The 24,425-nt window shown below is 72.9% G+C and carries 21 protein-coding genes; 6 read left to right on the top strand and 15 right to left on the bottom strand.

Translation table 11 applies throughout. The features are described from left to right. Positions 1–28 precede the first annotated feature (28 nt). Complete coding sequence (locus DDQ41_RS00905; protein WP_109292720.1) at positions 29–1,195, bottom strand: sugar ABC transporter substrate-binding protein; 1,167 nt, start codon at positions 1,193–1,195, stop codon at positions 29–31. 124 nt (positions 1,196–1,319) lie between these two features. Next, entirely contained in the window at positions 1,320–3,383 is a 2,064-nt protein-coding gene (locus DDQ41_RS00900) for a discoidin domain-containing protein (protein WP_172607774.1), read from the bottom strand. A gap of 615 nt (positions 3,384–3,998) precedes the next feature. Here DDQ41_RS00900 and DDQ41_RS00895 point away from each other — a divergent pair. Beyond that, entirely contained in the window at positions 3,999–4,211 is a 213-nt protein-coding gene (locus DDQ41_RS00895; RefSeq protein ID WP_109292718.1) for a hypothetical protein, read from the top strand. Between the two features lie 581 nt (positions 4,212–4,792). Beyond that, the gene (locus DDQ41_RS00890) at positions 4,793–5,938 is read left to right on the top strand and encodes a phospholipase D-like domain-containing protein (protein ID WP_109292717.1); all 1,146 of its coding nucleotides are present in this window, start codon (positions 4,793–4,795) and stop codon (positions 5,936–5,938) included. A 103-nt stretch (positions 5,939–6,041) separates the two neighbouring features. Here the strand turns inward: DDQ41_RS00890 and ppk2 are convergent, their stop codons facing one another. The 3 genes from ppk2 to DDQ41_RS00875 form a co-directional block, all read right to left on the bottom strand. Continuing rightward, positions 6,042–7,115: a polyphosphate kinase 2 gene (gene ppk2, locus DDQ41_RS00885; RefSeq protein WP_109292716.1), complete on the bottom strand. Its 1,074-nt coding sequence runs from the start codon at positions 7,113–7,115 to the stop codon at positions 6,042–6,044. A 117-nt stretch (positions 7,116–7,232) separates the two neighbouring features. Beyond that, positions 7,233–7,580 (bottom strand): ribosome maturation factor RimM, encoded by a 348-nt coding sequence (locus DDQ41_RS00880; RefSeq protein ID WP_109292715.1) that lies wholly within the window; start codon positions 7,578–7,580, stop codon positions 7,233–7,235. Between the two features lie 172 nt (positions 7,581–7,752). Further along, positions 7,753–8,244, bottom strand: a complete 492-nt coding sequence (locus DDQ41_RS00875; protein WP_109292714.1) for a DUF5709 domain-containing protein — start codon at positions 8,242–8,244, stop codon at positions 7,753–7,755. Between the two features lie 525 nt (positions 8,245–8,769). Here DDQ41_RS00875 and DDQ41_RS00870 point away from each other — a divergent pair. After that, positions 8,770–10,215, top strand: a complete 1,446-nt coding sequence (locus tag DDQ41_RS00870; protein ID WP_109292713.1) for a glyceraldehyde-3-phosphate dehydrogenase — start codon at positions 8,770–8,772, stop codon at positions 10,213–10,215. A gap of 357 nt (positions 10,216–10,572) precedes the next feature. Then, a complete protein-coding gene (locus tag DDQ41_RS00860; protein WP_262508319.1) occupies positions 10,573–11,751 on the top strand; it encodes a cytochrome P450 family protein in 1,179 nt (392 codons plus the stop codon). Here the strand turns inward: DDQ41_RS00860 and DDQ41_RS00855 are convergent, their stop codons facing one another. The 5 genes from DDQ41_RS00855 to DDQ41_RS00835 form a co-directional block, all read right to left on the bottom strand. Continuing rightward, entirely contained in the window at positions 11,752–13,074 is a 1,323-nt protein-coding gene (locus tag DDQ41_RS00855; protein WP_394342172.1) for a cytochrome P450, read from the bottom strand. A 98-nt stretch (positions 13,075–13,172) separates the two neighbouring features. Beyond that, positions 13,173–13,775, bottom strand: coding sequence for a GTP-binding protein (locus DDQ41_RS00850; protein ID WP_109292710.1), 603 nt, complete (start codon positions 13,773–13,775; stop codon positions 13,173–13,175). Next, positions 13,753–14,115: a DUF742 domain-containing protein gene (locus DDQ41_RS00845; protein ID WP_167450224.1), complete on the bottom strand. Its 363-nt coding sequence runs from the start codon at positions 14,113–14,115 to the stop codon at positions 13,753–13,755. Before DDQ41_RS00845 ends, DDQ41_RS00850 begins: the two co-directional genes overlap by 23 nt. Continuing rightward, positions 14,112–14,525 (bottom strand): roadblock/LC7 domain-containing protein, encoded by a 414-nt coding sequence (locus tag DDQ41_RS00840; protein WP_109292708.1) that lies wholly within the window; start codon positions 14,523–14,525, stop codon positions 14,112–14,114. Before DDQ41_RS00840 ends, DDQ41_RS00845 begins: the two co-directional genes overlap by 4 nt. After that, positions 14,522–15,949, bottom strand: a complete 1,428-nt coding sequence (locus DDQ41_RS00835; RefSeq protein ID WP_109292707.1) for an ATP-binding protein — start codon at positions 15,947–15,949, stop codon at positions 14,522–14,524. Before DDQ41_RS00835 ends, DDQ41_RS00840 begins: the two co-directional genes overlap by 4 nt. 374 nt (positions 15,950–16,323) lie before the next feature. Between DDQ41_RS00835 and DDQ41_RS00830 the strand changes: the two genes are divergently transcribed. Next, positions 16,324–17,265, top strand: coding sequence for a helix-turn-helix transcriptional regulator (locus tag DDQ41_RS00830; RefSeq protein WP_109292706.1), 942 nt, complete (start codon positions 16,324–16,326; stop codon positions 17,263–17,265). A 332-nt stretch (positions 17,266–17,597) separates the two neighbouring features. Next, on the top strand, positions 17,598–18,533 hold the full coding sequence (locus tag DDQ41_RS00825) for a haloalkane dehalogenase (RefSeq protein ID WP_109292705.1): 936 nt from the start codon (positions 17,598–17,600) through the stop codon (positions 18,531–18,533). Between the two features lie 236 nt (positions 18,534–18,769). Here the strand turns inward: DDQ41_RS00825 and DDQ41_RS00820 are convergent, their stop codons facing one another. From DDQ41_RS00820 to DDQ41_RS00800, 5 genes are read right to left on the bottom strand one after another with little or no spacing between them, the layout of a single operon-like run. Continuing rightward, positions 18,770–20,188 carry an NADH-quinone oxidoreductase subunit N gene (locus DDQ41_RS00820; protein WP_109292704.1) on the bottom strand — a complete coding sequence of 473 codons (1,419 nt, stop codon included), beginning with the start codon at positions 20,186–20,188 and terminating at the stop codon, positions 18,770–18,772. Further along, a complete protein-coding gene (locus DDQ41_RS00815) occupies positions 20,185–21,690 on the bottom strand; it encodes a complex I subunit 4 family protein (RefSeq protein ID WP_174720243.1) in 1,506 nt (501 codons plus the stop codon). The genes DDQ41_RS00820 and DDQ41_RS00815 overlap by 4 nt, the downstream gene beginning before the upstream one ends. A 5-nt stretch (positions 21,691–21,695) precedes the next feature. Beyond that, complete coding sequence (locus DDQ41_RS00810; RefSeq protein ID WP_109292702.1) at positions 21,696–23,555, bottom strand: NADH-quinone oxidoreductase subunit 5 family protein; 1,860 nt, start codon at positions 23,553–23,555, stop codon at positions 21,696–21,698. Then, positions 23,552–23,857: an NADH-quinone oxidoreductase subunit NuoK gene (gene nuoK / locus DDQ41_RS00805; protein WP_109292701.1), complete on the bottom strand. Its 306-nt coding sequence runs from the start codon at positions 23,855–23,857 to the stop codon at positions 23,552–23,554. Before nuoK ends, DDQ41_RS00810 begins: the two co-directional genes overlap by 4 nt. After that, a complete protein-coding gene (locus tag DDQ41_RS00800; RefSeq protein ID WP_109292700.1) occupies positions 23,854–24,417 on the bottom strand; it encodes an NADH-quinone oxidoreductase subunit J in 564 nt (187 codons plus the stop codon). Before DDQ41_RS00800 ends, nuoK begins: the two co-directional genes overlap by 4 nt. Positions 24,418–24,425 lie beyond the last annotated feature (8 nt).

Genomic DNA, 24,425 nt, shown 5'->3' with positions numbered 1-24,425 from the left:
GGTGGGTGCGGTCCCCGGCCCCGGCCGGCTACCCGGTGAGTCCCGCCTTGCGGCAGGCGGCCTCCAGCGCCGGGGTGCAGATCTGGCCGACGCCGTAGAGCCCGCTCTTGACCACCGTGTCCTTGACGTTGGCCGCGGTCACGGCCACGAGGGGCCCGAGGACCGCGGGGATGTCGTCGTTGGTGCCGTTGCTCACGCGGTCCCCGGCGATGCCGTCGAGCTTCTCGCCGCGGCCCAGGGCGACCGCCATCCTGGCGGCGGCCTCGGCCTCCGCCTCGAAGGACTTGTGGACGGTCATGTACTGCTCGCCCTTGACGATCCTGCGGACGGCGGACAGGTCGGCGTCCTGCCCGGTCACGGGCGGCAGCTGCTCGACCCCGGCCGCCTTCAGCGCGGTGACGATGCCGCCCGCCAGCCCGTCGTTGGCCGACAGCACGCCGTCGATGCGGTCCGGGCCGAGCTCCGCGATGGCCGCGGACATGTTCCGGAAGGCGTTCTCCGGAATCCACCCTCCGGTGTAGTAGGACTTGGCGATCTCCACCTTGCCCTCGAGTACGGAGAGGGCGCCCCTGCGCAGGTCCCGGGTGTTGGGATCGGTGGGATCGCCGTTCATCATCACGATCTCGCCGCCGCGGGCCTTGGGCCCCATGGCCTTGAGGAGCTCCTGTGCCTGGATCCTGCCGATCTCTTCCGAGTCGTAGCCGGAGTACCCCGAGACGGGCCCGTCGGCCAGGCGGTCGTACGAGACCACCGGCACGTTCGCGTCCCGTGCCCGCGCGACCGACGAACGCAGCGCCTTGTCGTCGACGGGGTCGAGGATCAGGACCCTGGCCCCCTTCGCGATCATGGACTCGATCTGCTGCTGCTGGGTGTCCACGTCGGCGGATGCGTAGGCGTGCAGCAGCTTGCAGTCGGGGCAGAGTTCCCTGACCTTCGCCTGGATGAGGGGTTTGTCGGAGGCCGCCCAGCGGGTGGTGTGGACGTCCGGGAGCAGCAGCCCGATCGTGAAGCCGCCCTCGCCCGAGGAGTCACCGGCGCCCTCGCCCGCCTCTCCGGCCGTTCCGCAGGCGGGGAGGGCGGCGAGCGAGGCGGCGGCGGTCGCGGCGGCCAGGGCGCGGGCCGTACGGCCCCGCGTCCACGGTGTCCTTCCGCCGTGCCCGCGGCGTCCCCGCGTGCGGTGATGGGGAACCGGCATAGTCCCCAATGTATGGGAAAATATGAAAAATGAGCTGTCGGGTGGGAGCGCGGGGCAGCCGGCCGGGGCCGCCCGGATCAGCAGATCCGGGCGGCCCCGGCCGGCGGCTCGCTCCGCAGGCGGCTCAGCTGCTGTAGACGCCGACCTCGTACAGGGAGTAGCCCCACCCGGTGCCGCGCTCCAGGCCCTGGATCCGCACATGGCGGGCCGTCGTCCCGTCGAACCGGGCCGTGTCCAGGCCGCCGTCACCGGCCGTCGTGGACCACACCGGCCGCCAGTTCGTGCCGTCCGACGACACCTCGACGCGGTAGGCCTTGGCGTGGGCGCGTTCCCATTCCAGGGTGACCCGTGCGACCAGGGACGGTGCGCCGAGATCGATCCGGAGCCACTGGCCGTCGCTCCAGGCGCTGGCCCAGCGGGTGTCCGCCTTCCCGTCGACGGCCCTGCCGGGCGCGTAGCTCGTGAAGAGGCTCCACTCCGTCGAACTGGCGGACGCCGCCGCACCCGCGGCGAGGTTCACCCCGGCCCGGTGCCGCTCGGACGCGCCCCAGGTGCCGAGGTAGGACTCCGCGCCCTTGAAGAGGTCGTCCACGACGCCCTGACCGCCGACGATCCGCACGTCCTCCAGCCAGTCGGGGATCAGGCCGTAGTGCGCGGCCCCGTCGGTGTTGATGTCCCAGGTGCGCTCGCCGGTGGTCTGCCGGTCGAGGACGGAACCGCCGTCGGCGCTGCGGAAGGGGTAGCGCACCGGGTCGGGGGTGTCGGCGCCCCGCGGCCCCGGCCAGCCGCCGACGCCGTTCATGTCGCTGCCGTAGCCGTATCCGACGCCGTACTTCTCGCGCAGCGCGTCCGTGCGCTCGGCCTCGGCGCTGAAGTGCTCGGAGCCGTGCATGTACTGGGCGACGAACCCGCCGAGCCGGTACACCCGCTCGGTCCAGTCGAGGTCCATCCAGCTGTGCGAGGAGATCACGCCGGGGTACGACTCGGCCTCCAGGATGTCGAACGCCCGGCCGGCGGCCTTGACGCTCATATGGTCGATCTCGAGCATCATCTTGCGCTTCATCATGCCGCGCAGGGCGTACTCGCCGAGATCGGTGAGCCCCCGGGTGTTGCACTGCGCGTCCGGGGCGTACGACGGCACCTTCACGCCCGGCGGGAGTTCCTTCTCGGCGCCGGGGGCCGCGGCGAGGCCGATGGGGTTGTCGCGCTGCGGTCCGGTGCACTTCTCCGTCTTCCAGAAGGTGCCGGTGGAGATGAACTGGCCGACGTTGATCGCGGTGCCCTGCGTGCCCGAGTCGAACCGGACCCCGCACAGCGCGTTGTCGAACTTGTGGCAGAGGAACATGCTCCGCACGCCGAGCTCGTGGAGTTCGTCGAGACCGCGGTCGATGTCGTCCTTCCCGCACTTCGGGATGTCCAGGACCTGCTTGCAGCCGAACGGCTCGGAGGTCTCCACGCCGAGGACCACGGCCAGTTTGCCCTGCTCGATCACCTGCCGGGCCTGCGCGGAGTCGGTGACGATCCGGAAGAAGCCCTTGCCCGGTCCGCCGTAGACGCCGTCGATGTACTCCTGCATCTCGTACGTCTTCCGCGCCTGCAGGCGGATGGAGGTCATCTCGTCGCAGCTGCGGTCCTTGAAGAAGTACACCGAGCAGATCACGCCGTTGGTGACCAGGTCGTTGACGAGGACGCGCTGCCCGCCGCGCCAGGCCCGCTCGATCCAGGCGTAGTAGTTCTGCTGGTGGGTGAGCGAGTCATGGGCCGGCCAGTCCTTGAACGTCGGCCAGCCGTCGGGGTCGTGGCGCCCGTCGCCGCCCTTGGTGATGAAGTCGAACACCGCGAGGGAACCGTCGGGGTAGTGCTCCGGGCAGTCCTTGAGGGCATCGGCGATGCCCTTCTCGGAGAAGGCCTTTCCGCAGATGAGCCGTCCGCCGAACGCCTCGTTCGACATGATGTGGTTGTGTGCGTCGACGAAGCCGCGCACCTCTCCGTCCGGGCCGGTGCCCTTGAAGGGCTCGCCCGAGACGTCGATCCGGGAGTCGGGTGCGGGCCGGGCGTCCGGGACCCACCATCCGGACTCCGCGGAGGACCCCGGAGCCGTGCCGAGTACCAGGGCCAGCGCGGTGAGGAGCAGTGTCACCACCGCGAGCGGGCCGCGGCGGCGACGCGTGTGCCGTTTCATCGTCATCACCCAAGCCTTCGCTGAGCGGACGGGGCAGGGGCCGAGTCCGTCCGGGGCCGGGACCTTCCACGGAGATCCCCTGTCATGACCTGTACAAGCGTGCGATGAGGATCGCGACTGTCACACAAAGAGTCAATAGTCCGGAGCAGGCGACCTGGAGGCCCCACGGCCCGCCGACGACCTCGGCAAACACGGAGGTTGGGGTCCTGCCCGGGCCTCGCGGCGCTGCCCCGGCACCCGGGCTTCCGGTTTGCGGTTTGGGGTTTGGGGTTCGGGGTTTGCGGTCCCAGGTACTCCGGCGCCCGGCCTCCGTTCCCGTTCCCGGCCTCCCGTTCCCGGCCGTCGGCCCCTGGAGCCGCGGCCCCCTGAGGCGCCGAGCCGCGACCGTTCCCGGCTTCCTGCCGAGCTGTTCCCGGCTCTCCTGTGCCGATCCGCCCCCACCGCGGTGGTGCCGCGTTCACCCGCCCCGGCACCCGATCCGCGGGCGCGCCGTCCGGTCCCGGGAGGAATGCCGGGCGGTTCGGGCGCCCCGCCCCGGAGCGGTCACAGAAACTTCACCGACGCGGGCGTTCCGCGCGCGCTGCCGCGGCAATGCGAGCAGCACGCCACGAGGGGACGCCCATGATTCTCACCGCCGTGCTCACACCTCCCGCGATGCTGCTCCTGCTCATCGCCATGGACCGTCTGGAGGACCGGTTGTTCGCGGTCCCGCAGGGCCCCCGGCACGCCCGGCGGCGACGCCGTCCGCGGCTCCTGCCGCGCCGCCGGGCCGAGCCCCCCGGCCGTACGAGGCGGAGCAGCCCGGCCCCGGGGCGGTCTGACCGGCGCCGCTGACCGGTCGACTCCGCCCTGGGTGCGCCGGACGCACTCGGCGACGGACACCCCGCGATCGGTCCGCGACACCTCGCCGGGTCGCCCCCGACGGCGCCTGGCACCCTCGTGGACGCCGGGCACCGCCTGGCCGTCGCGGGCCCGCGCTCCGCCTGGCCGTCGCGGGCCCGGGCACCGCCTGGCCGTCCCGAGTCCGCGTACCGGCACTGCGTACCGGCATCGCGGCGCGGCACCGTGCCCCGGGGCACCGCGGCCCACACCCCCGGCAGGGGCGATGTGCGCTGGTCCCGCGCTCGCAGCCCAGGCCGGCCCTTCGATAAAGTGCGATCTAAGCCCTGCCGCACCGCGCTGCCGATCCCGCTGCGGACCTGCCCCGCCGGTCGCCGCCTCCGCGCCGGAGACGACGACAGCGCCGAACCCCGCCGCCAGGAGACGCCGTGACTCCCGATGACGCCGTACGCCCTGCCCCGGCCTCAGCCTCAGCCTCTGCCTCAGCCTCAGCCTCAGCCTCAGCCTCTGCCCCGGCCGGGGCCACGGCTCCCGCCGCCGCTCCGCGCGCAGCCGCCGCCCCCGCCACGGCCGCCGTGCAGCGGCTGCGACGCAGACTCGAGCGGCTGATCGGCGTGGCGGCCACCGAGGGCAACGAGTTGATACCACTGCGCAACGGGAACGAGATATTCCCGGCCATGCTGGACGCGATCCGATCGGCGGAGCACTCCGTCGACATGATGACGTTCGTCTACTGGCGCGGGCAGATCGCCCGCGACTTCGCCGGCGAACTCGCCGAGCGGGCGCGTGCCGGGGTGCGTGTGCGGCTGCTGCTCGACGGCTTCGGGGCGAAGGAGATCGAACAGGAACTCCTCGACACCATGGACGGCGCGGGCGTGCGGATCGCCTGGTTCCGCAAGCCCGTGTGGCTGTCGCCGTTCAAGCAGAACCACCGCTGCCACCGCAAGGCCCTGATCGTGGACGAGCAGACGGCGTTCACCGGTGGAGTGGGTATCGCCCAGGAGTGGTGCGGAGACGCCCGCGAACCGGGGGAGTGGCGCGACACCCACGTCCAGGTCCGGGGACCCGCGGTGGACGGTGTCGCGGCGGCGTTCGCCCAGAACTGGGCCGAGTGCCACGACGAGTTGTACGACGAGCACGACCGGTTCGCCGAGCAGCCCCGCTGCGGCGGTTCCGTGGTGCAGGTGGTCCGCGGCTCGGCGAGCATCGGGTGGCAGGACATGCAGACGCTGATCCGGGTCATGCTCACCTCCGCCGAGCAGCGCTTCCGCCTGACGACCGCCTACTTCGCGCCCGACGCGTTCTTCGTCGACCTGCTGTGCCGCACCGCGCGCCGCGGTGTGCGGGTGGAGATCCTGCTCCCCGGCCCGCACACCGACCAGCGCGCCTGCCGGCTCGCGGGGCAGCACCACTACACGACGCTGCTCGAGGCGGGTGTGAGCATCCGGCAGTACCAGCCCACCATGATGCACGCCAAGATCATCACGGTGGACTCGGTGGCGTCCCTGATCGGGTCCACCAACTTCAACCGGCGCTCGATGGACCACGACGAGGAGATCATGCTCGCCGTCCTCGACGAGTCCTTCACCGCGGTCCTCGACGCCGACTTCGACGAGGACGCCCGACGCAGCGCGGACATCGATCCCGCCCGCTGGCGGCGGCGCGCCGCCGTCCAGCGGGTCAAGGAGGCTTCGGTCGCCCCGATCCGGCGGTTCCTCTAGCGCGGGGCCCGCACCGCGGGCCGCACCCCCGGAGGGCGGTCCCGTCGAGGGCCGTCCTCCGGGGGGACGGGAACGGGAACGGGAACGGGGACGGCCGGGCGGGTCACCGCCGCCCGGGATGGCTGCCGGGCCCGTCGTCGTGGGGCGCCAGGGGGGTGGGGGTGAGGTCCGCCGGCTCCTCGCCGCGTTCCAGGAGGGTGGCCGCGGCACCGATGATCAGCGGGTCCGGCTTCCCGACGGCTTCCGGGTCCTTGTCCGTGTAGTCGGCGCGGAGCAGCAGATGGCGGATGGCCTCCAGCCGGCCGCGCCGTTTGTCGTTGTTCTTCACCACGGTCCACGGTGCGTGGGGCGTGTCGGTCTCCCGGAACATCTCGACCTTGGCCCGGGTGTAGTCGTCCCAGCGGTCCAGCGACGCGAGGTCGGTGGGGGAGAGCTTCCAGCGGCGTACGGGGTCGACCCGGCGGATCGCGAAACGGGTGCGCTGCTCGTTGCGGGACACCGAGAACCAGAACTTCACCAGCACGACGCCGTCGTCCGTCAGCAGCTTCTCGAAGACCGGCGTCTGGGCGAGGAAGTGCCGGTACTGCCCGGAGGTGCAGAAGCCCATGACCCGCTCCACGCCGGCCCGGTTGTACCAGGAGCGGTCGAAGAAGACCATCTCACCGGCGGCGGGGAGATGAGGTACATACCGCTGGAAGTACCACTGCCCCGACTCCCGTTCGGTGGGCTTGTCCAGCGCCACCACCCGGGCGCCGCGGGGGTTGAGGCGTTCGGTGAAGCGCTTGATCGTGCCGCCCTTGCCCGCCGCGTCGCGCCCCTCGCACACGACGACCATGCGCACGCCGTTCTCCCGTACCCACTTCTGCAGCTTCAGCAGCTCGATCTGCAGCACCCGCTTCCGGCGCTCGTAGCTCTTGCGGCTCAGCTTGTGGTCGTAGGGGTGGTTCTCGCGCCAGGTGTCGATGGGCGTGCCGTCGCCGTCGAGCAGGATCGGCTGTTCGGGGCGGGCGTCGTCGACCCGCAGGCCCCTGAGCAGCGCGGTGTCCCCTCCGGTGGTCGCCGTCGCCGGAGAGCCGGGTCTCTTCGGTGTGCGCGGGCCGTGCGGACCGCCCGGCCCGCTCCCCCCGGCGGCCCGTGGGGAAGGGGAAGCGGAGGCGTCGTCACTCTGCCGGTACATGGGCGCGTTCTCCTCTCTCGTGCCTCCGGGGCCCGTGCGCGGGCCGGTTCGCGCACGGCTCGCCGGGCACGCCGCCTCGCACGGGGGCGTGCCCGGCCGCCGGCACCGCCCGGCGGCTCAGTGGCCGGAGCCGTAGTAGCCGCCGAGTCGGTCGCGGTAGGCCGGGTCGCCGCGGTGCCCGTCCTCGTCGAACTCCGGCGCGGCCCTGATCTCGTCCCCGGTGCGGGACACGATGATCCGCCTCTCGTCGTGGTCCACGGCCGTGATGGTGCCGGCGGGCAGCAGGACCTCCCTGCCGAAGATCCATGTGCCGGTGTCGACGACGGTGTACTGGGAGCCGACCTCGTCGGAGTGCTTGTCGACCCTGCCGACGCTGCCGTCGGTCGCCTCCACCCGATAACCCGTCAGGTCGTCGTCGCGGTTGTGTCCGCTGGTCGGTACGCAGGCCCACACGCGCTCGCTCACCAGTGCTCCTCACCTCGGCATGTTCCCGTGGGAGTACGGGAATCCCGGTACGGAACGCGCCGTTCCCGTCCCCGGCCGTCCGCTTGCCCCGCTTTGCGGACGGCACACCTTCCGCCCGCCGGGGAGCGTCCCCGGCGCGCGGCCTCCCCCCGTCAGGGCCCGGTGCGCGGCCTCACTGCCAGGGCCCGGCGCCGGGTGGTTCGCCGCGTTCCTCGTCGACCACGACGTGCACCGCCGCCTCCTCGGCTCCGGCGGCACCGGCGTCGATGCCCACATCACTGGCGAAGAGCTGTTTGTCGGTGTCCGGGCGGGTTCCCTCGTCGGGGGCCACCAGCCGCCCGGCCCGCACACTGCCGACCTCGTCGTCGATCGGCTCGCCCGCACCACCGGGCAGGTCGCCGATGCCGTCCCAGTCGTCCGCCGCGACGTCGGGGAGTTCCACTGCCAGCCGCCGGTCGAGCGACTCGCCCTCGCGCTGCTCGGCCGCCGTCGTCCCCACCCGGTCCACGCCGAGCGGCCGCTCCGGCGGAGAGTAGCCCTGGTCGAGTATCTGGTCGTAGTCCGGCTCGTCCAGCGCGTCCTCGAGGTCCAGATGGGCCGCGTCCCCCTGCTCCTCGTTGGAGCCGGTCGGCTGGTAGACGGCGTCCGCCATGCTGTCGCTCATGATCGTCTTCTCGCTCCGCGGAACTCCGATCTGCGGAGGGCCTCGTACTCCGGTCGGAGCGCCTCTCGTGGTTCGCGGCCCGGTGGCCTGCCCGAGCCGAGGGCGATGCGGTCCCGCCGGACAAGGCTCGTCCTGCCGGGCCCACATGGTTCCCGTGGAACCGGGTGCCCCTATGCGCAAGCCTAAGGCCTGCCCCGGCCCCCGTGCCGGGGCCGGAAGGGCTCACCTGCTCCCGACGGCCGTGCCCCGTCCCGGCGCCTTGTGCCGTCCCGCCCGTCCCGACGGCCGTGCCCCGTCCCGGCGCCTTGTGCCGTCCCGCCCGGCCCGCGGTGCCCCCGTGCCGTCCCGCCGGTGCCGTCCGGCGCCTCGTGCCGTGCCGTGCCGCCCGCCGCGCCGGTGCCGTGCCGCCGGTCCCGTGGCTGCGGCGAGTGGAGGCGCGGCCCCGAACGCCCGAGCGGCCCCCCTGAAGGATCGAATGACGGGCGGGTTAGCATATGAGCACCGCCTAGCTCGAAAGATAAATCTGTGACTGTCAATGAGGACTCGTTCACAAACTGGAAGCGTCGCGAGGAGATCGCGGAGTCGATGATCCCGATCATCGGGAAGCTGCACCGTGAGCGGGATGTCACCGTCCTGCTTCACAGCCGCTCCCTGGTGAACAAGTCGGTGGTCAGCATCCTCAAGACCCATAGGTTCGCCCGCCAGATCGCCGGCGAGGAACTCTCGGTCACCGAGACGATGCCGTTCCTGCAGGCCCTCGCCACGCTCGATCTCGGGCCCTCCCAGATCGACATCGGCATGCTCGCCGCCACCCACCGGGCGGACGACCGCGGTCTCCCGGTGGCGGAGTTCACCGCGGAGGCCGTCGCGGGCGCCACCGGCGCCAACAAGATCGAGTGCCGCGAACCGCGTGACGTCGTGCTCTACGGCTTCGGCCGCATCGGCCGGCTCGTCGCCCGGCTGCTCATCGAGAAGGCCGGTTCCGGCAACGGCCTGCGGCTGCGGGCCATCGTCGTCCGCCGGGGCGGTGACCAGGACATCGTCAAGCGTGCGTCGCTGCTGCGCCGGGACTCGATCCACGGCCAGTTCCAGGGCACCATCACCGTCGACGAGGCGAACAGCACGATCGTCGCCAACGGCAACGAGATCAAGGTCATCTACGCCGGCGACCCGTCGGAGGTCGACTACACGGCCTACGGCATCAGGGACGCCATCCTCATCGACAACACGGGCAAGTGGCGCGACCGCGAGGGCCTGTCGACGCATCTGCGCCCCGGTATCGAGAAGGTCGTCCTGACCGCTCCGGGCAAGGGCGACGTCCCCAACATCGTGCACGGCGTCAACCACGACATGATCAAGCCGGACGAGCAGATCATCTCCTGCGCTTCCTGCACCACCAACGCCATCGTCCCGCCGCTGAAGGCCATGGCCGACGAGTACGGCGTGCTGCGCGGCCACGTGGAGACCGTCCACTCGTTCACCAACGACCAGAACCTGCTGGACAACTACCACAAGGCCGACCGCCGCGGCCGCTCCGCGCCGCTCAACATGGTCATCACCGAGACCGGCGCCGCCTCCGCCGTGGCCAAGGCGCTGCCCGACCTCAAGGCGCCGATCACCGGCAGCTCGATCCGCGTCCCCGTCCCGGACGTCTCGATCGCGATCCTCAGCCTGCGGCTCGGCCGCGAGACCACCCGCGAGGAAGTGCTGGAACACCTCCGCAACGTGTCGCTGACCTCGCCGCTCAAGCGCCAGATCGACTTCGTCACCGCCCCCGACGCGGTCTCCAACGACTTCATCGGCTCGCGCCACGCGTCGATCGTCGACGCCGGGGCCACCAAGGTCGACGGCGACAGCGCGATCCTCTACCTCTGGTACGACAACGAGTTCGGCTACTCGTGCCAGGTGATCCGCGTCGTCCAGCACGTCTCCGGGGTCGAGTACCCGACCTACCCGGTGCCGGTGGCCTGATACCGGGCCCGGTCCGGTGACCCGGCTCCGGCGGTCCGATTCCGCCGGCCCGGCCGCGCCGCGCCCCGGCGGGCGCCCCGGCCCACCGGGGCACCCGGCCCCGCCTCCCGGCCCTCGCGGCCGGCGCGGCCCGCTGCCGCGCCGGCCGCGGGGTCCGCCGCCCCGGCGAATTGCCGCTGCGCGCAAGGGCCTTGTCCCGGTGCGCAGGCGGTGGTCAGCACTCTCGGCCGACTGCCCTACGGGGGAGTAGCGTCACCGAACGTACGAGAGGCCGAGTAGGGGAGGCGCCCGATGCGAGACCAGTGCCCGTTCGTGTTAGACCCGGCAGGCCGGGACATCCATGGCGAAGGCGCCCGGATGCGTGAGAGAGGCCCGGTGGCGCGTGTCGAACTCCCCGGTGCCGTGCAGGCGTTGGCGGTCAGCAGTCCCGCTCTCCTCAAACGGCTGCTCACCGACGCACGGGTGTCCAAGGACCCGCGACAGCACTGGCCGGCCTGGATCAACGGGGAGATCCCCCCGGACTGGCCGCTGTTCACCTGGGTCGCCGTGCAGAACATGTTCACCGCCTACGGCGGGGAGCACCGGCGGCTGCGCGGCCTGGTGTCGCGGGCCTTCACCGCGCGACGCACGGCCGCGCTGCGCCCCCGCATCGAGCAGATCACGGAGCAGCTGCTGGACCGGGTCGCCGAGGTGGGGAGCCGGGGCGAGGTGGTGGACCTGCGTGAGGAGTTCTGCTACCCGCTGCCCATCCAGGTGATCAGCGAACTGTTCGGCCTGCCGAGCGACAAGGCGGTCGACCTGCGCGAGGTCGTGGACGGCCTGTTCCACACCTCCGCGGAGCCCGACGAGGTCACCGCCACCTACGCCCGTCTCTACCAGGTGCTGGGGGAACTCGTCGCGGCCAAGCGGGAGTCACCCGGAGACGACCTGACCACCGGCCTCATCGCGGCGCGAGAAGAGGAGGGCGCCGCCCGGCTGAGCGAGCAGGAGCTGCTCGACACCCTGGTACTCATGATCGGCGCCGGTCACGAGACCACCGTCAACCTCATCGACAACGCGGCGCACGCCCTGCTCACCCACCCCGATCAGCTCGCCCTTGTCCGCGAGGGCCGTGCCACCTGGGACGACGCCATCGAGGAGAGCCTGCGGGCGGACGCACCCGTGGCCAATCTGCCGCTGCGGTACGCCGTGGAGGACATCGAACTCGGTGAACTCGGCGGACCGCGGGGCATGGTGATCCACGCGGGGGAGGCCATCCTCGCCGCCTACGCCGCCGCCGGGCGTGATGCCGGGCGCCACGGCGAGGACGCCGACCGCTTCGACGTCACCCGGACCGACAAGGAGCACCTGGCCTTCGGCTACGGTGCGCACCACTGCCTCGGTGCCCCCCTCGGGCGGCTGGAGGCCCGGGTCGCGATCCCCGCGCTCTTCGACCGCTTCCCCGGGCTCGCACTCGCCGGGCCGCCGGAGGAACTGCTGCCCGTGGAGTCGTTCATCTCCCACGGGCACCGGTCCCTGCCGGTCCGCCTGTTCTGATCACTCCCCCCGCCACCAGGCGAGCAGCCGGGCCCAGCCGCTCGCCGGCGCCGCGGCCGCCGGTGCGCCGCGCCGCCCCCCGGGCGGCGCCTGGTCGCGCCGGTCCGCGGACGCCGACGCCTCGTCGCCCGCGGGCCGCCCGTCCGCCGTGCCCAGCCCGTCCGCGGCGGCGCGGGTGACACCGGTGGACGGGAACGGGGCGGACTGGAAGGTGGCGGGCTGGAAGGAGACGGGCAGGGCGGCGAGCGCGCGGTGGAACGGCCCCGGCCGCCACTCGAGGTCCTGCACCGGGACGGCGAGTTCCATGTCGGGCAGGCGGTCCAGGAGCTTCTCCACGGCCACCGCCGCGATCAGCCGGGCCGCGCCCTGCGCCGGACAGGAGTGCGGGCCGGCGCTCCACGCGAGATGGGCGCGGTTGCCCGGGTGCTGCTCCGGTGCCAGGGCGGGGTCGGTGTTCGCCGCGGCGAAGCTGATGACGAGCGGGTGCCCCTCCCTGAGCAGGGTCCCCTCGTACAGGACGTCGTGCACGGGGAAGTGCACGGCGTAGTTGGCCATGGGAGGGTCGGTCCACAGCACCTCGTCGAGGGCGTCCTCCACGGGCAGGCTGCCTCCCGACAGACTGCCCGCGAACCGGTCGTCGGACAGCAGCAGGCGCAGGCTGTTGGCGATCAGGTTCTGTTCGGGCTCCGTACCGGCGCCTATCAGGAGGACCAGGGTGTGGACGAGCTCCTCGTCCGTCAGCCGCGCGGGATGGGCGATGAGCCGGGAGGTGACGTCCCGCCCCGGCTTCTCGCGCTTCAGCGCGATCAGGGCGCCCACGGTCCGGGTGAGGAGTTCGTTCGCCTTCTCGGCGTCGACGAGTTCGAAGATGCCGGCCATGCCCTCGACCAGCCGCTCACCGTACTCGGGCGGGCAGCCGAACATCTGGTTGAGCACCAGCAGGGGCAGGGGCTGGGCGTACCCGGCGAGCAGGTCGGCCTCACCTGCGGCGGCGAACCGGTCGATGAGCGCGTCGGCGCTCTGCTCCACATAGCCGCGCAGCGCGTGCGGCTCCACGCCACCCAGGCTGTCCGTGATCGCCTGGCGCAGACGGCGGTGCTCCGGTCCGTCGGTCAGCAGGGCGTTCGGCCGGTAGGCCATCATCGGGGCGACCGGGCAGTCGGCCGGCACGGTGCCGTCGGCCATGTCACGCCAGCGGCGCGAGTCCTTCGAGAACGTCTCGGAGCTGCGCAGCACATGGAGCGCGGCGTCGTAGCCGGTGACGAGTGTGGCCCGCACCCCGGGCGACAACTCGACCGGCGCCGTCGGCCCGGTCCGCCGCATGCGCCGGTAGGCGGCGGCGGGATCCGCCGCGAACTCCGGCCCGTACAGCGGCTCGGGGCAGCGGCGGCCGGTCTCGGGCACGGGAATGGAATCGGAGGTCACGCGTGCTCCAGTTCGCTGGTGCGGGTCAGGAGGTACTCGACGAGGGAGATCAGTGCCCGGGTGGAGGAGTGCTGGTCGCGGGCGTCACAGCGGACGAGGGGGGTGTCCGGGAGCAGGTCGAGGGCCTCCCGCACCTCTTCCAGCGTGTGCTCCGGGGCGCCGTCGAACTCGTTCAGGGCAACGGCGTAGGGAAGGCCCAGCTCCTCCAGGACGCCCATGACGTCGAACGACTGCCCGAGGCGGCGGGTGTCGGCCAGGACGAGTGCGCCGAGCGCGCCCCGGGTCATGTCCCGCCACAGCTCGGTGAACCGCTGCTGCCCCGGGGTGCCGAAGAGGTACAGCACCGTGTCGTCGCTCAGGGTGAGCCGTCCGAAGTCGAGGGCGACCGTGGTGGTCGTCTTGCCGAGGGCGCCGCCCAGGTCGTCCACCAGGGCGCCCGCCTCGGTCATCACCTCCTCGGTGTGCAGGGGGCGGATCTCGGACAGCGTGCCGACGAAGGTGGTCTTGCCGACCGCGAAATGGCCGACGACCAGGATCTTGACCGCGGTGCGCACACCCGGCCGGAGGTAGACGTCGTCAGAGGCGGGCGCGGAGCCCATCGAGCACCTCCTTGAGGATTCGGGCATCGGACGGCAGGGCCGCCGGGATCGGGGCGAGGGCGACGATGTGCCCGCTGTCCATGAGGTCGGCCACCAGCACCTTGGTGACGCTGACCGGCAGCGACAGATACCCGGCCACCTCCGCCACGGACAGCGCGCCGGGACGGCAGAGTTCCGTGAGGCGTCTCTTCTCGGGCCCCAGGCCGCTCGGTGACGGCCCGTCCGCCGCGATGAGCAGCGTGACCAGGTCGAGGGTGCTGCGGCTCGGGTGGGCGCGGCCCTCCGTGACCACGTAGGGCCGCACCAGCCGTCCCGAGGGCCGTGGTCGGGGGGGACTCATGCCAGGCTGCCGGTTCCCTGCCGTGCCGGACTGGTCAGCTCCCTGCCGAGCCGGTCGACCAGCTTGTGCATGCGGTACGTGACCGCCTCCATGTCCACGTTCTCCGTGGTGGACACCGCGAGGTAGGCGCCCTCTCCGGCGGCGACGAGGAACACGTAGCCGTGGGCGAACTCGATCAGCGTCTGCCGCCACGGGGTGTCGGCGCGGTCGCAGAACTCGGCCGTGCTGCGGCTGATGGACTGGACGCCCGAGAGCCCGGCCGCCAGCCGTTCCGCGTCGTCCCTGCCGATGTGCTCCGAGTGGGCCCGGAGCATGCCGTCAGCGGAGAGCAGGATCGCGTGCAGCGCCCCGGGCACCTTCAGGACCTCATCGAGCATCCAGCCCAACTCGTTGTTCGTGGGCTCGATCATCCTCGGTTGTTCCCTTCGTCATCGTGGGCGGTGTCTTGGGCGCCTTCACCGGTGGCGCCCGGGGCGGTGTCCGGGACGGTGTCCGGGACGGGGTCCTGGGCGGGGTCCTGGGCGGGGTCGTGGGCGGAGTCCTGGGCGGCGCGCCCGCTCAGGGTGCCGCGCGCGAACGCGCCGATCCTCCGCGCGGTCTCCTCGGCCGACCGGGTGTCGGCCTCGACGGGCGCCGGCGCCGAGGGCGCGGCCGCCGGACCCCGCGCGGCACGGCGGCGGCGCTTCGGCAGTCCTCCCGCGGTCGTCGGCGCCGCGGCTCCCGGAGGCCCGGAGGCCGGTGCGGAGGCCGGTGCGGAGGCGGGTGCGGGGGCCGGTCCGGAGGCGGATGCGGGGGAGCTCCCCGCGAGGGCCGCCTCGCCGGCGCCCTCCGGGGTGTCCTGGTGGGTGAGCAGTGCCCCCGGGAGGAACACGACGGCCCGGACGCCCCCGTAGGGCGACTGGGCGTCCACGGAGACGTTGAACCCGTAGCGGTGGGCGAGCACCCCGACCACGGCGAACCCGAACTGGGGCGGGTCGTCGAGCCGGGTGACGTCCACCGCGTGCCGGCCGGACAGCAGCAGCGCGGCCTTCTCCAGCGCCTGCCCGTCCATGCCGACGCCCGCGTCGTCGATCACGATGCAGGCACCGTTGTGCACCGACCGGATGCCCACCTCGACCCGGGTGCTGGGCTGGGAGTGGCGCGCGGCGTTGTCCAGCAGCTCCGCGACGGCCAGGACCACGGGCTCCACCGCCCGGCTCCCGACAGCGATGTCGACCTCGCCGTGGATCCGGATCCGCCGGTAGTCGCGGATCCGGGAGGTGGATCCGCGCACCACGTCGGTCAGCCCGGAAGCCGCCCGCTGCCGCCCCGGCCAGGACCCGCACAGTACGGCGATGGCCTGGGCCCGGCGGCCGAACTGGGCGTTCGCATGGTCGATTTCCAGCAGATCCCGCAGGACGTCAGGGTGGTCGTGGCGGTCCTGCATATCCGAGATCGCCACCTGCTGCTCGCTGGCGAGTGCCTGGATGGAGCGCATCGAGGACTTCAGCGCCGCCTTCGCCGACCGGTCGGCCCGGGCCTGCGAGTTCTCCACGGCCTCCGCGAACCGCTCGAGCACACCGTCCAGGCACTTCGCGAAGTCCGTTTCCGCGAGCCGCGCGTCGAGCAGTCCGACGCCGGGCACGGGCCGGTGCGCCGATTCCTCCAGGGCCGGCAGCCGTACGGTGACCAGGTGGCGCAGTTCCTCCTCGCGGCTGCGCAGGCCCTCGGCGAGCAACTCGCTGCGCCTCCCCTGCCGCGCGCTGATCCCGCGCTGGCGCACCAGGAGCACGGTGACGGCCAGGAGGCCGACGCCCAGGCACCACACCACCGCCTCCGGTATCTGTTCAGTCATGACGTCCTCAAGACGGGTCGAGCCTGCGGGAGCCGCCGACGATAGCCCCGGCCCGCCGTGCCCACTACCTCTCACGCGCACAGGTCTTGCCGTCGGGCGCAGAGGTTCCGGGGAGGGGCCGGCCGATGCGCGGTCGGGGGGAGGAGCCGGCCGATGCGCCCGGCACGCCTGCGCGGTCGCGGCGCAGTCGATCGGCCCGAAGGCGAACCATCTCGGGCCCGGCACGTGTGCGCGCGGTCACGACGGGTAGGCGACCCCGCTGATCTGCACTACGATGCCCGCGCGGACGGCCGCGGCAAAGCGACGGAGCGGCCTTCGCCGGGGAAGGGACGCGTGGCGGCGGAGGGGCGCTCTTGCGTGGGGGTACGTACAGCGTGGTCACACACTCGACGGCGCATGTCGAGCCGCGGGAGCGGGCCGATTTCTGGAGCGAGCAGGTCGACTCGCGGCATACCCGGCTGGACTTCAGATACGCCCGCCGGGACGGCTTCCGCGGTGAACTGACCAGTCAGCGCAGTGACGACTACGAACTCATCGGCTGGTGCAGCGACCGGATCGAGTACGTCCGGACGCCCGGGCTGGTACGCCGGGATCCGGCACCGGACTACCGCTTCCTGTTCCCGCTCCAGGGTGAGCTGACGTTGCGTCAGGATGGTCAGGAGGCGCGGCTGGCCCCGGGGTTCGGAAGGCTGATCACGCTGGACGCCCCGTTCGAGCTGCTCCACGGCTCGATGCTGAGCGGCGTCATCCTGTCGATCCCCGCCCGCGGGATCGACGGACCACTCAACCGGAAGTCCCCCCTTGACGCCCCACTGGACCTGACCACCGGGCTGGGGCGGGTTCTGCACGGCATGCTGCTCAGCCTGCGGGCCGAGCGCACGCGCCTGGACGCCGCGCAGTTCAACGCGGTCACCGACCGTGCGGTCGAGCTGCTGTGCATGCTCGCCGCCGGTGACGACCGCCCGGACGCCCCGGACCACCTGGCACAGGTCGAGGCGGCCATCCGCCGCTACGCGCGCGACCATGCCGCCGAGCCGGACCTCACCGGTGCGTCCATGGCCCACGCGCTCGGCTGGTCGCTCCGCCAGGTCCAGCTCGCCCTCCAACGGGCCGGGACCACACCGCGCGAGCTGATCCGGGAGGAACGGCTGCGTGTGGTCCGCGACCGCCTCCAGCGCCCCGAGTACACGCACATGACGATCAGCGAACTGGCCTGCGCGCTCGGATTCTCCTCGGCGAGCGCCCTGAGCACGGCCTTCCGCCGGCGCTTCGGCACCAGCCCCCGGGAACTGCGCCGAAGGTACCGGCAGGCCTGAGGCGAGCCTCGGGCCGGCACCGGGCGTTGCCCCCTGCCCGGGTCCACGGCGTCGGCCGGCGGGCCGGGGTGACCTCGCGGGCACCCGGGCGAGGAGGTAGAACGGGTTCCATATCTGTGGAAGGGTGGGGGACCGCGACACCTGCCGGAGCGGCCGCCGCGGCGGTCCGCGTCCCGCGTCGGACCGCGGCAACCCGATGAGCGGGAGGGCGGGTTCGGACCACGTGCCCCGCGGGGACGGGGCGGCGAGGGGCCGTTCTCCGCGCAGGAGTCGACTGGCAACCGCGCGGCACCCGGCCGCGGTTACTCGCTTCGGAGGAGACGGACAGCCCCATGCAGATCCTGCGCACACCCGACGAGCGTTTCCGAGATCTCCCCGACTACCCTTTCGAGCCGTCCTACGTGGATGTGGCCGCGGGTGACGGGAGCGGCGGCACGCTGCGGGCGCACTACGTGGACGAGGGCGACGGCAGTTCCGGGGAGACCGTGCTGCTGATGCACGGCGAGCCGTCGTGGTCCTATCTCTACCGCCGTATGATCCCGGTGCTCAGCGGGGCGGGCCACCGCTGCGTCGCCCCCGACCTCATCGGCTTCGGCCGCTCCGACAAGCCGGCGGCCCGCTCGGACTACACCTACCAGCGCCATGTCGACTGGATGCGGGAGGCCCTGTTCGACCGGCTCGACCTGCGCCGGGTCACCCTCGTGTGCCAGGACTGGGGAGGCCTCGTCGGCCTGCGTCTCGTGGCGGAACACCCCGATCGCTTCGCCCGCGTCGTCGTGGCCAACACCTTCCTGCCGACGGGGGACGGGGAGCCCGCGAAGGCGTTCCTGGAGTGGCGGGAGTTCAGCCAGAGCACCCCCGACCTGCGCGTCGCGGACATCGTCGACCTCGGTTGCCGCAGCGATCTGCCCCGGGAGGTGAAGGCGGCATACGACGCGCCGTTCCCCGACGACTCGTTCAAGGCGGGTGCCCGCCAGTTCCCGCTGCTCGTTCCCGTCTCCCCCGACGACCCGGCGGCCGGCCCGAACCGCGATGCCTGGCGGGTGCTGGAGCGTTTCGACAAGCCGTTCCTCTGCGCGTTCAGCGACGAGGACCCGATCACCCGGGGCCTCGACCGGGTCTTCCTCGAACGCGTCCCCGGCACACACGGGCAGGAACACGTCACCGTCACCGGCGGCGGGCACTTCCTCCAGGAGGACCGGGGCCCTGAACTGGCGGCGGCGGTGAACCGCTTCATCGGCTCCGGGACCGGCCCTGAAGGGGGCTGAGGACGGCGGCTGAGGCGGCGCGCCGGACCGCCGCGCCGCCGGCGCCCCGGGCCGCCCGACGGGGTGCGCCACAGGCCGCGAACACGGCCGGGTGCCGCCCGCGCCGCGTCCCCCGCCGCCTCCGGGGTCCCGGACCGGAACAGGGGGACCACGCCGAGGACGGCGGGGGCGGCACCCGCCGCCGCTGCGGCCGGCGAGCGCGGTGCCTTGTCGCCCCGCCCCGGATACGGGAGGGGTCAGCCGGCGAGGGCTCCGGTCATGACGCCGAGCACCGGGCCCCCGGCGATCCCCAGCACCACCGAGGCCGCGGCGGTCACGCAGGCCAGCACGGCCGGCGGCCGCAGCGCCCGGTGGGACGGGGAATCCCCGCCGCCCGACACGGCGGGCCGGATCCAGCGCAGGTAGTAGAAGAGGGAGGCCACCGTGTTGGCGGCGGCGACCACGGCCAGCCAGGCGAGTCCGCCGTCGACGGCCGCCGTGAACACCTCGAGCTTTCCGAGGAACACGGCCGTGGGCGGAGTGCCGAGGAGACCGAGCAGGCAGACGATCAGACTGAGCGTCAGCGCGGGGTGCCGCCGCAGCAGGCCGCGGTAGTCCTCCAGGGTCCGCGCGTGGGGGAGCGAGCACACCACGGCGAAGGCACCCAGGTTGGTCAGGGCGTAGGCGGCCAGGTAGTAGAGCAGCGCGGGCTGGGCCCGCGCACTGGCGGCCGCTGCGGCGACCGGCATGAGCAGATAGCCGACCTGGCTGATGGTGGAGTACGCCAGCAGCCGTTTGACGTCGGTCTGGAAGAAGGCGCCGAAGTTCCCCAGCGTCATGGACAGGGCGGCGAGTACGGCCACGACCTCCGGCCAGGGCACCTCGGAGCCGGCGAGCGGCGCGACGAGCAGCCGGTAGAGGGCGGCCAGTGCTCCGATCTTGGGCAGGGTGGTGAGCAGCGCGGCGGCGGGTGGCGAGCTGCCCTGGACGGCGTCGGGCACCCAGAAGTGGCTGGGCACCGCTCCGGCCTTGAAGAGGAGCCCGGCGAGCACGCCGGCCAGTCCGGTGCCGACGAGGGCGGCCGGCGCCTCGGGCAGGGTGCCCCCGAGCTGGGCGTAGGCCGTCCCCCGGCCCGCCGCGAACACCACGGTGATGCCGGTGAGGAACAGGACGCCGAGCAGCGCTCCGATCACGAAGTACTTCAGCGCCGCCTCGGTGCCGGGCCCGTCCTTGAGGAAGCCGGCCAGCGCGTAGGAGGGGACGCTCGCCAGCAGATAGGCGGCGGCGACGAGGAGGAGGTCCTGGGAGCCGGCGAGCATCAGCGCCCCCAGGCCCGAGAGCTGCACGAGGACGTGGAACTCGCTCTCGCGGGCCTGCCCCCGCAAGGGGGCGGTGCTCAGGGCCAGCACCACGAGCGTTCCGCCGAGGACGACGATCCGCACGGTCGAGGTGACCGGATCGACGGCGAAGGCCCCGTCGAAGGCCGTGACGGGAGCGCCCGCGGCGGCCACCCCGGCCGCCGCGATGCCGGCCGTGCAGGCGGCGGCGCCCAGGGCGGCGACCAGCCACTGGCGGTGGCGCGGGAGCCAGGCTCCGAGAAGCAGCCCGAGCACGGCGGAGCCGCCGAGGAACACCTCGGGCAGGAGGAACAGCGGGTTCTCGTTCATCTCGGTCATCGGGCGAGCAGCTCCAGCACACCGCGCGAGGCCGGCTCGATGACGTCCAGCACGAAGCGCGGCACGAGGCCGAGGACGACGGCGAGGGCGAGCAGCGGCACGATGGCCGCGCCCTCGTGGGCACGGACGTCGGCGAAGGCCCCGGAGGCACCCGCGGTGTCCGGGAGCCGCAGTGGTCCGAGGAACATCCGCTGCAGCGCCCGCACCAGCAGGGCGGCGGTGAGCAGGATGCCGGCGACGGCCAGCGCGGTCGCCACCGGGCGCGGCCCCAGACTGCCCGCCAGGATCTGGAACTCGGCGATGAAGCCGGAGAAGCCGGGGAGCCCGAGTGAGCCGAAGACGGCCACTCCGGTGAGTGCCGCGAACAGCGGTGCCCGGGCCGCGATGCCGGAGTAGGCGGCCATCTCGTAGGTGCGGCCGCGCTCGTAGAGCACACCGGCGAGCAGGAACAGCGCCCCGGTCAGCAGCCCGTGGCTGACCATCTGGAAGGTCGCCCCGGTCACCGCGAGACGGCGGGCGTCCGCCGCGTCCGTTCCGGCTGCCGCGGCGGCGCCGACGGCGAGGATGATGTAACCCATGTGGTTGACGCTGGTGTAGGCGATCATCCGCTTGAACTCGGTCTGCGCCAGCGCGACCAGCGCCCCGTAGAGCACGGAGACCACGCCGACGAGGACGAAGACGAGGGCGTACTCGCGCCAGGCCTGGGGCAGCATCGGCATGGCGATCCGCAGGAACCCGTAGGTGCCCATCTTCAGCAGCACACCGGCGAGGATCGCCGACCCCGCGGCGGGCGCTTCGGTGTGCGCGGGCGGGAGCCAGGTGTGGAAGGGCACGGTGGGCGTCTTCACGGCCAGTCCCACGCCCAGTGCCAGCAGCACCAGGGCACCGTACGCGGAACGTCCGGCGAGCGGGTTCTCGCGGGTGAGCGCCACCATGTCGAAGGTGTGCGGGTCGGCGGCGAGGTACAGCCCGATGAAACCGAGCAGCAGGGCGAGCGACCCGACGAAGGTGTAGAGGAAGAACCTCAGCGCCGCCCGTGCGGCGCCCCGGTGGCCCCAGCCGGCGATGATGAAGTACATCGCCACGATCGACAGGTCGAAGAAGACGAAGAAGAGGATCAGGTCCAGGGCCGCGAAGAGACCCAGGCACGTCGTCTCCAGGAGGAGGAACAGCGCCGCGAAGTCACGCACGCGGCGCGTCTCGCGCGACGCGTAGCAGGCGCAGGCGAGGAACAGCACCCCGGTCATCGCCAGCAGCGGTAGCGACAGCCCGTCGACACCGACGTGGTAGCCGACGCCCGCGCTGGGGATCCACCGCGCGTACGTCTCGTACTGGATGCCCTCCCCGGGGCGGTAGCCCGCCCACACGACCAGCGTCAGCGCGAGAACGATCGCGGAGACCGCCGCCCACACGCCGAGGTGCACGGCGCGGGGTGTGCGGCGCGGCAGGCACAGCAGCAGGGCGGCGGCGGCCGCCGGCAGCAGGATGATGGCCGTGAGCACGTCGGTCACCTCACGAGGACGAGTACGACGGCGAGAACGGTGAAGGCGGCGACGGCCTGGGCGAGGTACTGGTGCAGCTGCCCGGTCTGCGGGCGGCGCGCGAGCCGCCCGAGGGCCCGGCCCGCCGCGGCCGTACCCCGCGCCGGCCCGTCCACCGCCGGCTCCGCGCGCCGGCCGGCCAGTTCGGCGAGCCGGAGTGTGCCGCGAGCCAGCCCGTCGACGCCGCGGTCGAGGCCCCGGTCGTCGAAGCCCGCGAGTGCCTCGGCCAGGCGCTGGACGGGGCGTACCAGGACGGCCCGGGACGCGGCCTCCAGCCCGAGCCAGCCGGCGGCCCACCGGGCGACCGGCCGCGGCACCGGGCCGGGCCGCTCGCCCCGTGCCCAGACCACGGCGGCGACGGACAGCGCCAGCAGGCCGCTGACGGCGAACTCCCACGGAAGGGGCTGCGGTTCGCCGATCGCGCCGAGTGTCCGCGCGACGGCCGCCCGCACCGGAGGCAGTGCCAGGGCGGTCAGCGCCACCGCGGCGACGGACAGCACGGCGAACGGCACGCCCTCGGCCGCCGACACGCGCTTCGGGGCGGGCGTGCCGGGGGCGGGGCCCGGCGGGGCAGCGGGCCGCCAGACGTACCAGAGCGCCCTGGTGCTGTACACCGCGGACACCACCGCGGCCGCGAGACCGGCCGCGTACAGCGCGGGGGACTGGGCGAGGGCTCCGGCCAGCAGCACGTCCTTGGCCGCCCACAGCGACAGCGGCGGAACACCGGCCAGGCTCAGCGCGGCGACGCTGAACGCCACCCCGGCCACCGGCGCGGCGCGGGCGGCTCCGCGCAGCCGCGGCAGCTCCCTGGTGCCGAGCCGGGTGAGCCAGAAGCCGGCGACGAGGAAGGCCAGGCTCTTCGCCGCCGCGTGGGCGACGAGTTGCAGGGTGCCGCCGACGGCCGAACCGGCACCGGCCGCGAGCACCATGAACCCGATCTGGGCGCAGCTGGAGGCGGCGAGCAGCTGCTTGAGGTCGCGCTGCGCCACGGCGACGAGTCCGAGCGCGAACGCGGTGGCGGCACCGATCCAGGAGGTGGCGTCGCTGCCCCAGCCCGACGCGGCCAGCAGCGGGCCGGTTCGGATCAGGAGGTACGCCCCGGCGACGACCATCGCCGCCGAGTGCAGAAGAGCCGACACCGGGCTGGGGCCCTGCATCGCCCTCGACAGCCAGAAACTGAACGGCAGCTGGGCCGACTTCCCCAGCGCGGCCGCGATCACCCCCGCCGCCACCAGGTGCAGCCAGGGCCGCGCGACCTGGTCCAGGTCCGCCAGGGCCAGGCTGCCGCCCCCGGCCAGCGCGGCGCCGGCGGCCAGGTAGAGCCCGAGGTCCGCGGTCCGGGTGGTGAGGAACGCGACTCCGGCCGCCTCGCCCCGCACCGGGTCGCGCCACCAGTAGCCGATCAGCGCCCACGAGGTGGCTCCCATGACCTCCCAGCCCATCAGCAGGGCGGGCAGGGTCGTCGCGGTGACGGTGACCAGCATCGCCCCGACGAAAAGCAGCATCAGGCCGAAGAACCTCGCTCGCGCCTGCTCCGGTCCGATGTCCGCGGCGCCGAAGAGGACGACGAGAGCGGCGACGGCGGTGACGGTCACCACCATCAGGCCCGACAGGCCGTCCACCGCGAGACCGAACGCCGCTCCCCGCAGCAGCGGGGCGCCGGCCCGCGGCTGGGCGAAGGCCGCCGCCACGGCGAGGACGACCGCGGCGGCGGCGACGGCGACCGCGGCGGCGGGGGCCACGCGGTCGGCCCGCCGTCCCGCGAGGCACAGCAGCACGCCGCTCGCCGGCGGCAGGGCGACCAGTGCCCACAGCAGTGCGCTCATGCCCTCAGGTCTCCCGCCTCGTCGGTCATATCGACCTCCCGGGCCCGGAACAGGGCGGTGACCACCGCGAATCCGATCGCCATCTCCACCGCCATCACGGTGACGGCGACGACGACCAGCACCTGCCCGTCGGCGGAGGCGGGGGCGATATGGTGCCAGACGGCCGCGGCGGCCAGGATGACGCCGCCGAGCATCAGCTCCAGCCCCATCATCAGCATCACCACGGACTGCTGGCTCAGCGCACCGAACAGCCCCACGCCGAACAGCGCCGCGGCGACCAGCAGGAACGGTTGCAGGTTCACCGGCCGACCCCTCCCGGCACCGGGTCGTCGGCGCGGCGTGCCCGCAGGTCGTCCCCCAGCCGGTCGTAGCGGCCCCGGTGGGTGGCCAGCAGCACCGTGGCCACGATGGTGGAGAACAGGGCGAAACCCAGGGTCATCATCGTCAGCATCTGCGGGCCCATCAGGGACTCACCCAGCGCCTTGGTCGGGTCCTCGTCCGCCGTCCCCGCCCGCCGCGGCCACGGCGCGAGGACGATGCCCAGGGCCATCAGCAGAAATACCACCGCGCAGACGACCGCCGCGCCCTTCCGGTTGTGCAGTATGGACATCGGCATGAGCCCTGCCGGGTTCATCATGTACATCACCATGAATACGCCCATGACGGCCATCTCGACGGTCATCATCAGCACGATGACCACGCCGAGGTAGTCGAGCCCGAGCAGGACGAGCAGCCCGCCGACGCAGAGCAGCGACAGCAGCAGCGCATACGTCGCCCGCGCCATGGAGTCGAAGCGGAACACCATGACCCCGCTGCCCACCGCGACGGCCGAGAGGACCGAGAAGACCGTGTTGTCCAGCATGCCGCTCC

It is taken from the genome of Streptomyces spongiicola, from assembly GCF_003122365.1.
Lineage (GTDB): Bacteria > Actinomycetota > Actinomycetes > Streptomycetales > Streptomycetaceae > Streptomyces > Streptomyces spongiicola.
Note: the sequence above shows the minus strand (reverse complement) of the source record. Positions and strands in the feature narration are given on the sequence as shown.

What these genes read in the sequence shown, in the direction of transcription:
- DDQ41_RS00875 (WP_109292714.1), bottom strand. Translation starts at nt 8,244, where the DNA reads ATGAGCGACAGCATGGCGGACGCCGTCTACCAGCCGACCGGCTCCAAC.
- DDQ41_RS00850 (WP_109292710.1), bottom strand. Translation starts at nt 13,775, where the DNA reads ATGGGCTCCGCGCCCGCCTCTGACGACGTCTACCTCCGGCCGGGTGTG.
- DDQ41_RS00835 (WP_109292707.1), bottom strand. Translation starts at nt 15,949, where the DNA reads ATGACTGAACAGATACCGGAGGCGGTGGTGTGGTGCCTGGGCGTCGGC.
- DDQ41_RS00800 (WP_109292700.1), bottom strand. Translation starts at nt 24,417, where the DNA reads ATGCTGGACAACACGGTCTTCTCGGTCCTCTCGGCCGTCGCGGTGGGC.
- DDQ41_RS00895 (WP_109292718.1), top strand. Translation starts at nt 3,999, where the DNA reads ATGATTCTCACCGCCGTGCTCACACCTCCCGCGATGCTGCTCCTGCTC.
- DDQ41_RS00820 (WP_109292704.1), bottom strand. Translation starts at nt 20,188, where the DNA reads ATGACCGAGATGAACGAGAACCCGCTGTTCCTCCTGCCCGAGGTGTTC.
- DDQ41_RS00860 (WP_262508319.1), top strand. Translation starts at nt 10,573, where the DNA reads ATGCGTGAGAGAGGCCCGGTGGCGCGTGTCGAACTCCCCGGTGCCGTG.
- DDQ41_RS00855 (WP_394342172.1), bottom strand. Translation starts at nt 13,074, where the DNA reads ATGCGGCGGACCGGGCCGACGGCGCCGGTCGAGTTGTCGCCCGGGGTG.
- DDQ41_RS00840 (WP_109292708.1), bottom strand. Translation starts at nt 14,525, where the DNA reads ATGATCGAGCCCACGAACAACGAGTTGGGCTGGATGCTCGATGAGGTC.
- DDQ41_RS00905 (WP_109292720.1), bottom strand. Translation starts at nt 1,195, where the DNA reads ATGCCGGTTCCCCATCACCGCACGCGGGGACGCCGCGGGCACGGCGGA.
- DDQ41_RS00810 (WP_109292702.1), bottom strand. Translation starts at nt 23,555, where the DNA reads ATGAGCGCACTGCTGTGGGCACTGGTCGCCCTGCCGCCGGCGAGCGGC.
- DDQ41_RS00845 (WP_167450224.1), bottom strand. Translation starts at nt 14,115, where the DNA reads ATGAGTCCCCCCCGACCACGGCCCTCGGGACGGCTGGTGCGGCCCTAC.
- DDQ41_RS00825 (WP_109292705.1), top strand. Translation starts at nt 17,598, where the DNA reads ATGCAGATCCTGCGCACACCCGACGAGCGTTTCCGAGATCTCCCCGAC.
- DDQ41_RS00900 (WP_172607774.1), bottom strand. Translation starts at nt 3,383, where the DNA reads ATGACGATGAAACGGCACACGCGTCGCCGCCGCGGCCCGCTCGCGGTG.
- ppk2 (WP_109292716.1), bottom strand. Translation starts at nt 7,115, where the DNA reads ATGTACCGGCAGAGTGACGACGCCTCCGCTTCCCCTTCCCCACGGGCC.